This is a genomic window from Sedimenticola selenatireducens (genome assembly GCF_963675335.2).
Taxonomy (GTDB): domain Bacteria; phylum Pseudomonadota; class Gammaproteobacteria; order Chromatiales; family Chromatiaceae; genus Sedimenticola; species Sedimenticola selenatireducens.
In genome coordinates this window covers 289,053-303,851 of sequence record NZ_CAXXYC010000001.1, presented here as the reverse complement: position 1 = coordinate 303,851, position 14,799 = coordinate 289,053, and the positions used below count along the sequence as shown (strand labels likewise).

Below are 14,799 nucleotides of genomic sequence, written 5' to 3'. Positions count from 1 at the left end.
CCGGGCACATCCCCACCCTGTGACTGGTCGAGACGTTTATTTTCATTACCTTCAACTTGCTTCTCCCCAGAGCACCGCCACCCCATTGGCATAGCGCATGTCCACTCGCTTCACCCTGCGCTTCTCCGCCTGTTCAAGCATTGGATAGAGCCGCACAAACCGGTCCACCCTCGCCTCGGTATCCGTATGACCCAGCTTGAGTTCCATCCCCTGTTTAAACCCCACGGTCCAGGCGCCTCGCCCGTCCATAACCAGTCGATCGATATCCAGCTTCAGGGCGGCAAACCGACTGCCCATGCGCTGGTAGCGGGCAACGATTTCCGTCGCACTGTCCGCAGGGCCTGCCAAACTGGGCAGCTCCGTCTTCAGCGCCTCGGACTCGGGGGTAAACACACCCCCACGTCCATTCACCAGTTGTGAATCACCCCAGCGCGCCAACGGCTGCTGCTCTTCCACCCACATATTCAGGGTATCCGGCCAGATACGCCTGACGGTTACCTGATCGACCCAGGCCAACTTCAGCGCCGCCGCCCTGACCGCATCCAGATCGACGGTAAAAAAGTTGCCATCCACCACCGCACCGACGGCCTGTTCCAACTCTCGGCGATCGAGATTTCTGAGCTCACCATCGATCCGCACAAGCTTGAGCGGCAGTACCGCCGGATCACGCAGGGTTATCACGCCCCAGACTCCACCACCTGCAAACAGCAGCAGCACACCGAGGACGGTCAGCCAGTGCAACAACCGCTGCAACATGCCGGCACCGGCTGCCGCCTCGGCCTTCTGTGTGGTTTTGCGGGGCTCCATCGCCATTAGCCGCTTACCCGACTGGCCGATAAAATCCGCCAGACCAACTCATCAAAATCGATACCCGCCGCCCGGGCCGCCATCGGCACCAGACTGTGGCTGGTCATGCCCGGCACGGTATTCACTTCCAGCAGATAAGGGCTCCCCGCTTCATCCAGCATGATGTCGACACGGCCCCAGCCTTGCGCTCCAACCGCACGGAACGCCTGCTCCGCCAGTCGCTTCAGCGCCTGCTCTTGTTCTGTATCGAGGCCACAGGGGCAGTGATAGGCCGTGCTGTCGGCCTGATATTTAGCTTCATAGTCATAGAAGGTATTGGGCGTCTCGATGCGGATCAACGGCAACACCTGGTCGTCCAGAACCGATGCCGTATACTCGGCGCCGCTGATCCAGCGCTCCGCCATCACCTCGATGTCGTAACCGGCCGCCTGCCGCCACGCCTCTTCCAGCTGCTGGCGACTCTCCACCTTGGCCATACCAATGCTGGACCCCTCGTGGGAGGGCTTGATCATCAGCGGGAAACCGAGCGCCTCAGCGCGATCCAGATCAGCCGCCTGTTCCAGCATGACAAAATCCGCTGTGGGCAAAGCCAGTCCATTCCATAGCAGTTTGCAGCGATACTTATCCATGCCCAGCGCGGAACCTGCGACGCCGCTGCCGGTATAGGGCATACCGATACTCTCCAGCGCGCCCTGGATCACCCCGTCCTCACCGCCGCGACCATGCAGCATGATGAATACCCGGTCGTAATGCTCCTGTTGCAGCAGGCTGAGCACATCCCGTCCAGCATCCACGCCATGGGCATCCACACCCCGGCGAACCAGTGCCTCCAGCACCGCCCGACCGCCCTGAAGCGACACCTCCCGCTCAGCCGAAAGCCCGCCCATCAGCACCGCCACCTTGCCGAAATCTGCTGCCAACTCTGTCATAGCCGCTCCTCCGCCTCACCGACGATATGTACCTCGGTAATCAGTTCCACACCGCTGGCCGCCTGCACCTGTTTCCTGACCTGTTGAATCATTGCTTCAATATCCATGGCCGTGGCATCACCCCGGTTGATGATGAAATTGGCATGCTTCTCCGAGACCTGGGCCCCGCCAATTACCGTCCCCTTCAAGCCGGCCGCCTCGATCAGGCGCGCGGCATGATCACCGGGCGGATTCCTGAACACGGAGCCGCAACTTGGCTGGCCGATCGGCTGACTGCTGTTGCGCCGTTCCAGCAACGCCCGTATCTGCCGCTGGCTTTCACTGACATCACCCGCTTCCAGGCGCAGGGTTGCGGCCAGGAACCACTCCTCCGCCGGTCGCTCCACCTGCCGATAGCCCACCTTGAACTCAGTCGGCAGGCGCTTGTGCAATTTTCCTGTTCTGTCCACCGTCTCCACGGCCGTCACATGAGTCCAGGTCTCGCCGCCGAAGGCGCCGGCATTCATTGCCAGGGCGCCGCCGAAGGTGCCGGGAATACCGGTCAGAAACTCCACCCCACAGAGTCCCTGCCGCGCCGCGAACCGTGCCACCTGGGCGCAACTGACGCCGGCCTCGACCCGCAATTCGGTAGCGGAAATCAACTCCATCCCATCCAGCCGGCCCTGGGTGGCAATCACCGTGCCGCTGAAACCGCCGTCCCGGACCAGCAGATTGCTGCCCAGACCCAGCCACAACAGGGGTTCGCCCGCCGGCAGGGTGGCGAGAAACTGCAGCAAATCGGCGCTGTCGGCCGGCCGGTAGAACTGGCGCGCCGGCCCACCCACCCGCCAGGTGGTGTAGCGAGCCAGCGGTTCGTTGAACCGCATCTCACCACGCAGAGAAGGTTTGTCCTGTGCCGCCATCACGCGCCCTTGCCTCCACATGGCCGCGGCCGCTCCGGCCGTTTCCCGGGCGCAGCCGGGGGACGGATCAGCGCCCGTGACTTGTCACGCAAGGAAAAAATCCCTGAGAGTGGCTCACCACAACCCATATGCAATCGTCGATTCACCTCGTCTGTCACGACTCACCTCCCTGCTGTTGAAACCAGCCCGGTAACAGGGCGGCAACCTGCCCGATATCCCCGGCCCCCAGGGTCAATACAATGTCACCATCCAGAATCATCCCTTCCAGCAGCTCCGGCAGTTCGCCGATCGGATCGACAAACACCGGGTCGACCTGTCCCCGCGCCCGGATGGCACGACTCAGGGAACGACCATCCGCCCCGGCTATCGGGACCTCACCCGCGGCATAGACCTCTCCCAGCACCAGTACGTCGGGCCGCGAAAGCACCTGGGTAAAGTCATCAAACTGCTCCTGGGTGCGACTGTAACGATGCGGCTGGAACACCAGCACCAGCCGTCGCTCCGGCCATCCCGCGCGCACGGCGTCCAGGGTTGCCGCAACCTCGCGCGGGTGGTGTCCATAGTCATCCACCAGCATGAACCGCCGACCATCGGTCAGCGCGCATTCAGTGGCGTTGAAACGCCGCCCGATGCCTTCGAATCGCTCCAGGCCGCGCTGGATCGCAGCCACATCCACACCCACCTCATGTGCCACCACGATAGCCGCCAGGGCATTGAGCACGTTGTGTCGCCCCGGCATGTTCAGGGTCACATCGAACGACTGCTCACCGCTGAAGGCGACGCTGAAATGAGTGCGCAGCCCCTCTTGCCGAATCCCGCTGACGCGGCAATCCGCATCCGCCGATTCGCCATAGGTGATCACCTGCCGCGTGACTTGGGGCAGCAGCCCGCGCACTTCCTCGTCATCGATACAGAGAATCGCCAGGCCGTAGAACGGCAGATGATGCAGAAATTCGATGAAGGTCTGGCGCAGGCGATTGAAATCACCGCCATAGGTGGTCATGTGATCCGCGTCCACATTGGTGACGATGGCCATCATCGGCTGGAGATAGAGGAAGGAGGCGTCACTCTCATCGGCCTCGGCCACCAGATACTCCCCACCGCCCAGCCGGGCATGGGTGCCGGCGGAATTGAGCCGGCCGCCGATCACGAAAGTCGGATCCAGGTCACCCTCCGCCAGCAGACTGGCCACCAGACTGGTGGTGGTGGTCTTGCCATGGGTACCCGCCACCGCGATACCGAAATGGAAGCGCATCAGCTCCGCCAGCATCTCCGCCCGGGGTACCACCGGGATACGCTGCTCCCGGGCCATGCGCACTTCCGGATTATCCTCTTTGACCGCGGTAGAGATCACCACCGCGTCGGCACCGGCGATATTTGACGCCGCATGGCCGATATGGATGCTCGCACCCTGTTTGGTCAGTCGGGTGATAGCGGGGTTACTCTTCAGGTCAGACCCGGAGATCCGGTAACCGAGATTGAGCATCACCTGGGCGATACCGTTCATTCCAGCGCCACCGATACCGACAAAGTGCAAGTGACGGATGCGGCCCATAGTGGTTGCCGCCAGGCGACGCTGTGTAGCTTCACTCTTTTTCATCGGCTCGCAATCTCCTCACAATAATCCGCCACGGCATTGGTGGCGCCGGGCATCGCCAGGGCGCGAGCCTTTACCGCCATCTCCATCAGTGCCGCACGATCCACCAACAGCGTCCTCATACTCTCGGAAAAGCCGCTTCGTTCCAGTTCGGCCTGGGGCAGCAGTCGGGCCGCACCCGCAGCCACCAGGTAGTCGGCATTGCGGGTCTGGTGATCATCAACCGCATGGGGATAGGGCACCAGGATGGCGGCAACCCCGGCCGTCGCCAACTCACTCACCGTCAGCGCACCGGCCCGGCACACCACCAGGTCCGCCCAGGCATAGGCATCGGCCATATCCTGAATAAAATCGCTCACCTCTGCGTCCACACCGAGCCGCTGGTATGCCTCACGGGTTGTCTCACTTTTTCCGCGCCCAGCCTGATGGCGTACTAGCGGGCGCTCACTGCCGCCCAGGGCTGCCAGCACCTCCGGTATCGACTGATTCAGCGCCTGCGCCCCCAGCGATCCGCCGACCACCAGCAGCCGCACCGGACCGCTGCGTCCCTGCATGCGCACGGCCGGGCCCGGCAGTGCGGCGATCTCCCGGCGCACCGGGTTGCCGCAGGCTATCGCGCCGACACGCTCACCGAAGCTGCCGGGAAAAGCCTCAAATACCCGCGTGGCCATCCGCGACAACCAGCCATTGGTCATGCCGGGCACCGCGTTCTGTTCATGAATCACCAGCGGTATTCCGAGCAGACGCGCCGCCAGGCCGCCAGGGCCGGTAACAAAGCCCCCCATCCCCAACACCACCCGGGGCCGGCGTTGCCGCAAAATCCGTGCTGACTGAAGCATGGCGCGACCGATCTTGAACGGCGCCGATAACCAGCGCTTCAGCCCGTTCCCGCGCAGCCCCTTGATATCCACCAGCTGGATATCGAACCCGTGCTCCGGCACCAGCCGCGATTCAAAACTGTCCGGACTGCCGAGCCAGGAGACCGCTATACCGCGATTGCGCAGCTCCTGGGCGACCGCCAGGGCCGGGAATACATGTCCACCGGTGCCGCCTGCCATCAGCATTACGCTCCCTGCCATGCCGCCCCCCCCTGCTCGACCGGTTCCGGCCGCAGCAGTTCGTAGTCGATGCGCAGCAGTATCGCCACCACCAGGATGGCAACGATGATGCTGTTACCGCCATAGCTCATGAACGGCAGGGTCAAGCCCTTGGTCGGCAGCAGTCCAACATTGACGCCAATATTGATGAACGCCTGCATGCCGATCCAGAGTCCGAAACCATAGGCCACATAGGCAGAAAACCGCCGGCTGTGCGCCTCTGCCCGGGCACCGATGCGGAAGGCACGCCAGACAATCAGGGCAAACAGGGTGATCACCACCAGGGTGCCCAGCAACCCGAACTCTTCACCGATAACCGCCATAAGGAAATCGGTATGGGCCTCCGGCAGATAAAACTGTTTCTGGATACCATTGCCCAATCCGACACCGAACCACTCGCCGCGGCCGAAGGCGATCAGCGCCTGGGCGAGTTGATAGCCGCTGTTTTCCACATCGGCCCAGGGATCGAGAAAGGCGGTCACCCGCTGCAGCCGATAGGGTGAGACCAGTACCAACCCCACCAGCGCCGAGCCGGCAAGACCGATCAGGATGGCGAACTGCCACACCGGGACGCCACCCAAAAACAGCATACCCATGGCCGTGGCCAGCAACACGGTGGTGGTGCCGAAATCGGGCTGCACCATGATTAGCGAACAGGCGATCACCAGCAGCAGCATCGGTTTAATGAATCCCCAGATACTGTGCGCGACCTCCAGCTGCCGGCGCACCAGATATCCGGCGATATAGATCACCATGAACAGCTTCATGAATTCCGAGCTTTGCAGGTTGAATGCGCCCAATGGTATCCAGCGCGTGGCACCGTTCGCCTCGCGGCCGACACCGGGCACCAGCACCAGCACCAGCAGCAGCAGCCCGATAAAATAGAGCAGAGTTCCGGAGCGCTCCCACAGCGTCACCGGCACCCGGGAGATGATCAACGCCCCTAGCAACCCCAACCCGATAGCCACCAGATGACGGTTCACATAATAGAAAGGCGCCTCGCCGATCCGATGCAGTGAAGCGGAGGCAACCATCACCAACCCGAGACCCAACAGAACCAGTGCAGCAAACAGCAGCGGATAATCCAGCGCCGGCAACAGCCTGCGCCCTTCTCCGATGGTAGCCTGGCGATGAGCGGTCAGGTTCATGGGATAAGCCTCGCTACCGCATCCACGAACATTTCGCCCCGCTGCTGATAGTTTTTGTACATATCGAAACTGGCGCAGGCGGGCGACAGCAGCACCCGATCCCCCGGCTCGGCGTAACTGGCCGCCAGCAGCACCGCATCATCCATATTCTTGGCATGCATCAACGGCACCGTGTCGCTCAGGGCTTTGGCGATGCGGGGCGCATCCTTTCCCAGCAGGATCACGGCGCGGGCGTGTCTGACCACTGCCGGAGTCAGCGGGGAAAAGTCGGCCCCCTTGCCGTCGCCGCCAGCTATCAATACCGTGCGCGCCGCATCCCCGGTGGACAAGCCCTCCAGCGCCGCGGCGCAGGCCCCGACGTTGGTGCCCTTGGAGTCGTTGTACCAGCGTACCCCGGCGGACTCCTTGATAAACTGGGTGCGGTGCGGCAGACCGGAAAAGCCCACCAGGCTCTTCAGCATGGTGTCGCGAGACAACCCCAACAGGCTACCGATAGCCAGCGTCGCCAGCGCATTGGCGAGGTTGTGTGTGCCGGGTATTTTCAACGCCGAGGTACGGATCAGCCGCTCGGCGCCGTGACAGAGCCAACGCCCCCCCTGGTCTTCGCAAACCCCAAACACCCCTTCATCGGGCTGGCCCAAGGTAAAGAACAGGTCACCCGTTGCGTGCCGATTCATGGCCATCACCTGGGGGTCGTCCAGATTGAACACCGCGGCCTCGGCATCCCGGTAAATGGTCGCCTTGGTATCCATATAGGACTGCAGGTCCGCATAGCGATCCAGGTGATCCGGCGAGATATTCAGAACAACTGCCACCTTCGGCTTTAGGCTGAAGGTGGTCTCGAGCTGGAAACTGGAGAGCTCCAGCACATAGAGCTCCACATCATCATGCAGCAACGACAGAGCCGGATCGCCCAGATTTCCGCCAACAGCGGCCTTCAACCCGGCATCCCGCAACATGACGCCCAGCAGGGTGGTGACGGTACTTTTGCCATTGGAACCGGTAATTGCCACCACCGGCGCCTTTGCCTCCCGGGCAAACAGCTCGATATCGCCGACCACCGGCACTCCCCTGGCCACCGCCTGCTGGATCAGCGGCTCACTCATCGGTACCCCGGGACTGACCACCAACTGCTCCGCCACCGCAAAGGCATCCGGATCAAAGCCGCCCAGAAACAGGGCAATATCGGGTAGCTCCTGGCGCAGCTCACTGAGCCCCGGCGGGGTGTCCCGGCTATCGGTAATCGCCACCGGCACACCGCGGGCCGACAAATAACGGGCACAGGAGAGCCCGGTCTTGCCCAGACCAACAATCAGACTCTTTCTGTTACCCGCCAGTTGCTGTTTCATATACCTTTAAACGCTTCGATGCGTGGTTCCATTAACGAATTTTCAGACTCGCCAGCCCAACCAGGACCAGAATCACCGTGACGATCCAGAAGCGCACAATCACCCGGGGTTCCGGCCAACCTTTCAATTCAAAATGGTGATGCAGCGGCGCCATGCGGAAGATGCGCCGTCCGGTGAGCTTGAATGAAGCCACCTGCAGCATCACTGATACGGTTTCCATTACGAACACGCCGCCCATGATCAACAGCACCAGTTCCTGGCGAACGACCACTGCCACCACGCCAAGTGCGGCGCCCAGTGCGAGAGCGCCCACATCGCCCATAAATACCTGGGCCGGATAGGCGTTGAACCAGAGAAATCCGAGCCCTGCACCCACCAGGGCGCCGCAGAAGATGACCATTTCACCAACCCCGGGCAGATGAGGGATCAGCAGGTAATTGGCGATCTGGGCATGACCCGATGCATAAGCAAAAATACCCAGCGCGCCAGCCACCAGTACGGTCGGCATGATCGCCAGTCCATCCAGACCGTCTGTCAGGTTGACCGCGTTGCTAGTGCCAACAATCACGAAATAGCTGAGCAGAACAAACCAGGGCCCCATGTCGATCACCACGCTTTTCACAAACGGGATAATGAGTTGAGTTTCGGCCGGTAGCGACGAGGTGCTGTAGAGCGCATAGGCGGCGCCGGCACCCACCAGCGACTGCCACAAGTACTTGTAACGGGCCGAAAGTCCCCGGGAATCCTTCAATACCAGTTTTTTATAGTCGTCGTAGAAGCCGATCAGCCCGAACAGCAGGGTTACCAGAATCACGATCCAGACATAGCGGTTGTCCAGGTTGGCCCATAGCAGGGTGCTGACCGCCACCGCCACCAGCAGCAGGGTACCGCCCATGGTCGGCGTACCTGCCTTGGAGAGATGACTCTGGGGCCCATCGCTGCGTACGGTCTGACCAATCTGGTGATGGGTCAGGCGGCGGATCATCACCGGTCCCACGATAAACGAGATCGCCAGGGCCGTGAGTATGCCCAGGATGGCGCGCAGGGTGAGATACTGGAATACACTGAAGCCACTGTTGAACTGGGTCAGGTAATCGGTTAGGTAAACGAGCATCTCAGTCTGTCTCCCGGTCGACGAGTGCGTTGATGACTTTTTCCATTCCGGCGCGACGGGAGCCTTTGACCAGCACCCTGTCACCTGAGCGCAGCTCCTGCTGCAGCCTCTCAATCAAAGACTCGCGATGCTCGAAAACCGCGCCGCCCCGGGTCATCTGTTGGGCCGCCTCACCCGCCTCACCGACGGCGTAGAGATGGTCGATCCCGGCCGCCTGTGCCTGCTGGCCCAGCTCCCGGTAGAACCCCAGGGTGCCCTGCCCCAATTCGCCCAGTTCACCCAGTACCAGAAAACGACGGCCCGGCGCCTGGGCAAGAACATTGATGGCAGCACCTACAGAATCGGGATTAGCGTTATAGCTGTCATCGATCAACCAGACACCCTGCCGACCCTGTAGCGGTTGCAGCCGCCCCTTGACCGGGCGGATTGACGCCAAGCCGTCAACGATATTCTGTTCGCTCGCTCCGACCTGTAGGGACGCGGCAATAGCCGCCAGGGCGTTCATGCGGTTGTGCTCCCCCGCCAGCGGCAGATCAATGGTCAAACTGCCGTTCGGTATATTCACCGCAAAGCGACTGCTGAAGCCCTGCGCATGCCATTGCAGCTCCAGGCTACCCGGACTGCTGATATCGGCCGGCTGACGAATGCCGAATGTGCAGAGACGCCGTCCCGCGGCGACGCCACCCCAGAACGGCGCGAAATTGTCATCGGCGTTGAATACGAAGCAGCCGGTCTCGGCGAGCCCGGAAACAATCTCGCTCTTCGCCTTGGCCACCCCTTCCAGGGTGCCGAACCCTTCCAGGTGCGAGCGGCAGGCATTATTCAGCAACGCTACATCCGGCCGGGTGATTTTGCTCAGATACGCAATTTCACCCGGATGATTGGCGCCCATTTCAATGACCGCAAACTTCTCATCCTGCAGTTTCATCAGGGTCAGCGGCAGACCGATGTCGTTGTTCAGATTCCCCTGGGTGGCCAGCACCTTGCCGTTGCGGCTCAGGATGGCGGCGATCATCTCCTTGACCGTGGTCTTGCCGTTACTGCCGGTCACCGCGATCACCTGTGCCGTGCTTTTCTGACGCCACTCCGCCGCCATCAGCCCGAGCGCGATTCGTGTGTCAGGCACCACCAGCTGCGGGCACTCCAGGGGCATTTCATGATCCACCACGGCCGCGACCGCACCCTGCGCCAGCGCCTGATCGAGGTAGTCATGGCCATCGAAATTGGGGCCTTTCAGGGCCACAAACAGATCGCCGTTAACCAGTGTCCTGGTATCGGTGCTGACGGCGGCAAAACGACTATCACTGCCCAGGTGCCGGGCGTGGATGGCTGGCGCCATTTCAGCAAGCGTGAATGCGATCATCGCCTCACCTCCTGCAATACCTTTTCCACCTGCTCCCGGTCACTGAAATGAAGCACCTGGTCACCCACCAGCTGATAGCTCTCGTGCCCCTTTCCGGCAATCAGAATCAGATCGCCCGGCAGCGCTTCACGGATACTCATGGCAATGGCCTCGGCGCGGTCACGCACGATCTGGATAGGATCCGTATGATCCATACCGGACACGATCTCCGCGACGATGCGATCACCCGATTCACTGCGTGGATTGTCATCAGTAACGATCACCCGGTCCGCCAGCCGCTCGGCAATAGCCCCCATCAACGGCCGTTTTCCCCGGTCCCGGTCACCACCGCAACCGAACACGCACACCAACCGGCCTCCCACATGTTCACGCAGGGCGGTCAGGGCGTGCTCCAGGGCATCCGGGGTATGGGCGTAATCCACCACCACCAGCGGCAACTCGCCACCGCCGAAGCGCTCCATGCGCCCGGCCACTGTCTCCACCCGCGCCAGCTTCTCAAGCGCCGCGGCGAACGGAATACCGCGATAGAGCAGCACAGCCAACACGGCCAGCAGATTGCTCGCATTGAACCGACCCAGCAGCCGGCTGGCGAACTGACCCCGCCCCCAACTGCTATCGATGGTCAGGGACATGCCTTCAACCTCCGGCACGATGCGGGTCGCCTTCACCCAATATTCCGTCTCCGGAACATTGGCCGCATCCGTGCTGTAACCGATTTTTCGCACGCTCTCGGGCAGCACGGAGAGCACCCTGCCGGCAAACGGGTCATCCATGTTGAGCACCGCGCAATTGATCTCACAGGCCGTGAACAGGCGCAGCTTGGCGTCGGCGTACCCTTCCATACTGGCGTGATAATCGAGATGATCCTGGGTCAGGTTGGTCAACAGGGCGACATCAAAACGCACGGCGGCGGCTCGCCCCTGATCCAGGGCGTGGGAGGAGACCTCCATGGCCACCATGTCGGCGCCGCGGTTTTCCAGATCCCACAGCTGGGCCTGCAGATTGACCGCATCAGGCGTGGTATGGCTGGCATTTTCCAGCGCACCCGGCAGACCGTTACCGATGGTCCCGATCAATCCGCAGAGATGCTCCGGACTGAACACCTGGGCCAGGAAATGGCTGCAGCTGGTCTTCCCGTTGGTGCCGGTGATGCCGAACACCACCAGGCGGTGACTGGGATCGGCATAAAAACGTCCGGCGATGGCGCTAACCTGTTGGCTCAATCCGCTGATCGCATACAGCGGTATCCGCGCCGTCCGCGCCAGCTCCCGGATATCGTCCAGGGTCCAACGCGCATCTGGCTCACAAGCCACCGCGGCTGCTCCGCGATCCACCGCCTGCTGGAGAAATTCAAGCCCATGATGGGCGATCCCCGCACAGGCCAGAAACAGCGATCCCTCACGGATTTGCCGACTGTCCAGGGTAATATCGCTGATTTCCCGATCCGCCAGTGCGGCGGCATCGACCCAGCCGTCAAGCAGCCGGGATAACCGGCAACTGTGGTTATGTGACATGGCCGCCATCACCCGCCACCTCCGCTGCCGGCCAGTTTGACCACTGACTCATCCAGGGCATCGGGGGCAATGTTGAGCAGCCGCAAGGCGCCGGTCATCACTTGCGAAAACACCGGTGCGGCCACGGAACCGCCGTAATATTTTCCAGCTGTCGGTTCATCGATCATCACCACCATCACCAGGCGTGGATCGCTGGCCGGCGCAATGCCGGCGAACACCGAGATATAACGGTCGTCGGCATAACCACCGCTGATGCTCTTTTTTGCTGTTCCTGTCTTACCGGCCACCCGGTAACCGGTAACGGCCGCGGCCGGTGCCGTGCCCTCATCAGTCACCACCGCCTCCATCATTTTGCGCACCGCCCGGGCCGTGGATGCACGCATGACCCGCTCACCCTTAACCGGCTCATCCTGGCGCAGCAGGGACACCGGGTAGCGGATACCATCGCTGGCCAGCACGCCATAGGCGCGTGCCAGTTGCAGGGCGGTTACCGAGAGACCATAACCGAACGCCAGGGTTGCCTGATCGATCTCCGCCCAGCGGCGGTAGGGCGCCAGCTGGCCGGTCACTTCGCCGGGAAACCCGGTACTGGTGGGATCACCAAAACCAACCCGTGAGAAAAAGCCCCAGAACTTGTCCTTGGGCAGATCCAGGGCGATCTTGCTGACCCCCACATTGCTGGACTTCAGGATCACCCGGGCCAGATCGATACGACCGTAGTCGCGATGATCCCGCACCAGATTCCGGCCGACCCGAAAGGTACCCGGGGTGGTATCGATCACCGTACCGGGGGTGTAACGGCCCGACTCCAGCGCGGCGGCAATGGTAAAGGGCTTTACCGTGGATCCGGGCTCGAACACGTCGGTAACCGCACGGTTGCGAAAACGACCGGCCTTGCCGGACTTGGTGCCGTTCGGGTTATAGGCCGGCTGGTTCACCATGGCCAGAATCTCGCCATTGCGGGCGTCTAGAATAACTGCGGAGCCGGACTTTGCCTTGTTCCGCTGCACCGCGCCCTTCAGTTCGCGATAGGCAAGAAACTGCAGACGCCGGTCGATCGATGTCACCAACTCCTTGCCGGCCTGTGGCTCCAGGATGTTCTCCACATCCTTCACGGCCCGGGCACGCCCGTCCTGAATCACCCGCTTGCGGCCGGCAGTTCCCTGCAACCACTCGTCGTAGGCCAGCTCCAGCCCCTCCTGACCCTTGTCGTCTATATTGGTAAAGCCAACCACATGGGCGAACACCTCACCGTCAGGATAATAACGGCGATATTCGCGCTGCAGGCCAATGCCCGAGATATCGTTTTCCGCCACATAGTCCATCAAACGTTTGGCTCTGTCGGGATTGACCCGTCGCTTCAGATAGACAAACGAGCGATCACTGCGACGCGCCAGCAACTGGCGCAGATGATCCAGATCCATCTCGAGTATTTGTGCCACCGGCACCAACACCCGACGATCCGGCGACAGGGTGCGGGGATTGGCCCAGATGGAATCGACCGGGGTACTGATGGCCACGGGGGCACCGAAACGGTCCTTGATCATGCCGCGATGGGCCGGCATCTCCACCACCCGGAGATAGCGGCGCTGCCCCTCATTCTGCAGAAAGTCGGTTTCAAAGATCTGCTGGTCAACCGCACGCCAGACCAACAGGGAGGCGGAGAGCGACAACAGGCCCAGCAGGGTCCAGCGCCGGGCGCGATAGCTCGGCAGGGCCAGCTCAACCCGGCGGGCATTCTTCTGACGCCTGTTTCTGGTTTTCCCACTCATGTCTATGGTTTCACCACCACGACCTCCTCGGCCGTCGGTATGTGCATTTTTAACCGCTTGCGGGCAATCTTCTCGACCCGTGCATGGGTAGCCCAGGTACTCTGTTCCAATTGCAACCGCCCCCACTCCACCTCTATCGCGTCACGCTCGGCGCGCAACATCTGCAACGCCACAAACTGTTTACGGGTGGCGTATTTCGAATACACCACTCCGGTCGAAGTCAACAGCAGACTAAAGGCCAGAAACAGCAATATGATCAACTGACCCCGGTTCACTGCTTTCGCTCTGCTACCCGCAACACGGCACTGCGTGCGCGCGGATTCTCTTCCACCTCCCGAAGCGAGGGCTTGATCGCTTTGCCAATCAGGGCAAGACGTGAATTGCGCTGCTGCTCAGTCACCGGAATACCGGCGGGAAAACGATCACCCCGTTCCGCATCGCGCATGAAGCGCTTGACTATCCGGTCCTCCAGCGAATGAAAACTGATCACCGCCAGACGCCCACCCGGCGCCAGAACCCGCAAGGACTGATCAAGACAGGCCTTCAGGTCATCAAGCTCCCGGTTAATATGGATACGGATGGCCTGAAAACAGCGGGTCGCGGGATGCTTGCCCTTTTCCCAGGAGGGATTGGCCGCCGAGACAATTTCAGCCAAGCGCCGAGTCGTCACGATAGGCTGCTCGATCCGTGCCTCGACGATGGCACGGGCAATCCGCCGGGCGAAACGCTCTTCGCCATATGTCTTGAATATCTGCGCCATCTCATCGGCCTCAGCCACCTTCAACCAATCAGCCGCACTGACACCGGTACTGTTATCCATGCGCATGTCCAATGGCCCATCATTGAGAAAGCTGAAACCCCGCTCGGCCCGATCCAACTGAGGCGAAGAGACTCCCAGATCCAGCAACACACCGTTGACCTGCCCATCAACCCCCGCCGCATCGGAAAAACGCTGCAGATCGGCAAAAGAGCCCTGCTGTATTTCAAACCGCGCATCATCCCCAAACATACTCCGGGCGTATGTAACCGCATCCGGATCCTTGTCAATTGCCAGCAAACGCCCCGCCCTACCCAGCCTCTCCAATATGGCCGCGCTGTGACCGCCACGCCCGAAGGTGCCGTCGATATAAATGCCGCCCGGTATAATATTCAGCGCCTCCAGCGTCTCGTGGAAGAGCACCGGCAGATGTGTGTCCGTGTTGGTCAT

At 61.5% G+C, this 14,799-nt stretch carries 13 protein-coding genes; all 13 read right to left on the bottom strand.

Going from position 1 to position 14,799, the window contains the following annotated elements:
• Window positions 1-51: 51 nt before the first annotated feature.
• The 13 genes from ACHZBF_RS01485 to rsmH all read right to left on the bottom strand — a co-directional run bounded on the left by ACHZBF_RS01485 (window position 52) and on the right by rsmH (window position 14,799).
• Window positions 52-813 carry a cell division protein FtsQ/DivIB gene (locus ACHZBF_RS01485; protein WP_321527461.1) on the bottom strand — a complete coding sequence of 254 codons (762 nt, stop codon included), beginning with the start codon at window positions 811-813 and terminating at the stop codon, window positions 52-54.
• Window positions 813-1,736, bottom strand: a complete 924-nt coding sequence (locus tag ACHZBF_RS01480) for a D-alanine--D-alanine ligase (RefSeq protein WP_029133325.1) — start codon at window positions 1,734-1,736, stop codon at window positions 813-815. Before ACHZBF_RS01480 ends, ACHZBF_RS01485 begins: the two co-directional genes overlap by 1 nt.
• Window positions 1,733-2,638, bottom strand: a complete 906-nt coding sequence (gene murB, locus ACHZBF_RS01475; protein ID WP_321527576.1) for a UDP-N-acetylmuramate dehydrogenase — start codon at window positions 2,636-2,638, stop codon at window positions 1,733-1,735. Before murB ends, ACHZBF_RS01480 begins: the two co-directional genes overlap by 4 nt.
• Window positions 2,639-2,792: 154 nt before the next feature.
• Window positions 2,793-4,238 carry a UDP-N-acetylmuramate--L-alanine ligase gene (gene murC / locus ACHZBF_RS01470; protein WP_037375127.1) on the bottom strand — a complete coding sequence of 482 codons (1,446 nt, stop codon included), beginning with the start codon at window positions 4,236-4,238 and terminating at the stop codon, window positions 2,793-2,795.
• Window positions 4,235-5,314 carry an undecaprenyldiphospho-muramoylpentapeptide beta-N-acetylglucosaminyltransferase gene (gene murG / locus ACHZBF_RS01465; RefSeq protein WP_321527460.1) on the bottom strand — a complete coding sequence of 360 codons (1,080 nt, stop codon included), beginning with the start codon at window positions 5,312-5,314 and terminating at the stop codon, window positions 4,235-4,237. Before murG ends, murC begins: the two co-directional genes overlap by 4 nt.
• Complete coding sequence (gene ftsW / locus ACHZBF_RS01460; RefSeq protein WP_273438827.1) at window positions 5,299-6,480, bottom strand: putative lipid II flippase FtsW; 1,182 nt, start codon at window positions 6,478-6,480, stop codon at window positions 5,299-5,301. Before ftsW ends, murG begins: the two co-directional genes overlap by 16 nt.
• Window positions 6,477-7,829: a UDP-N-acetylmuramoyl-L-alanine--D-glutamate ligase gene (gene murD / locus ACHZBF_RS01455; RefSeq protein WP_029133329.1), complete on the bottom strand. Its 1,353-nt coding sequence runs from the start codon at window positions 7,827-7,829 to the stop codon at window positions 6,477-6,479. The genes ftsW and murD overlap by 4 nt, the downstream gene beginning before the upstream one ends.
• Before the next feature lie 31 nt (window positions 7,830-7,860).
• Window positions 7,861-8,943, bottom strand: coding sequence for a phospho-N-acetylmuramoyl-pentapeptide-transferase (mraY, locus tag ACHZBF_RS01450; protein WP_029133330.1), 1,083 nt, complete (start codon window positions 8,941-8,943; stop codon window positions 7,861-7,863).
• Window position 8,944: 1 nt separating this feature from the next.
• The gene (locus ACHZBF_RS01445; RefSeq protein ID WP_321527459.1) at window positions 8,945-10,306 is read right to left on the bottom strand and encodes a UDP-N-acetylmuramoyl-tripeptide--D-alanyl-D-alanine ligase; all 1,362 of its coding nucleotides are present in this window, start codon (window positions 10,304-10,306) and stop codon (window positions 8,945-8,947) included.
• Window positions 10,303-11,820, bottom strand: coding sequence for a UDP-N-acetylmuramoyl-L-alanyl-D-glutamate--2,6-diaminopimelate ligase (locus ACHZBF_RS01440; protein WP_051302178.1), 1,518 nt, complete (start codon window positions 11,818-11,820; stop codon window positions 10,303-10,305). The genes ACHZBF_RS01445 and ACHZBF_RS01440 overlap by 4 nt, the downstream gene beginning before the upstream one ends.
• An 8-nt stretch (window positions 11,821-11,828) precedes the next feature.
• Entirely contained in the window at window positions 11,829-13,592 is a 1,764-nt protein-coding gene (locus tag ACHZBF_RS01435) for a peptidoglycan D,D-transpeptidase FtsI family protein (RefSeq protein ID WP_321527458.1), read from the bottom strand.
• A gap of 2 nt (window positions 13,593-13,594) precedes the next feature.
• Window positions 13,595-13,867 carry a cell division protein FtsL gene (ftsL, locus tag ACHZBF_RS01430; protein WP_029133334.1) on the bottom strand — a complete coding sequence of 91 codons (273 nt, stop codon included), beginning with the start codon at window positions 13,865-13,867 and terminating at the stop codon, window positions 13,595-13,597.
• On the bottom strand, window positions 13,864-14,799 hold the full coding sequence (gene rsmH / locus ACHZBF_RS01425) for a 16S rRNA (cytosine(1402)-N(4))-methyltransferase RsmH (RefSeq protein WP_321527457.1): 936 nt from the start codon (window positions 14,797-14,799) through the stop codon (window positions 13,864-13,866). Before rsmH ends, ftsL begins: the two co-directional genes overlap by 4 nt.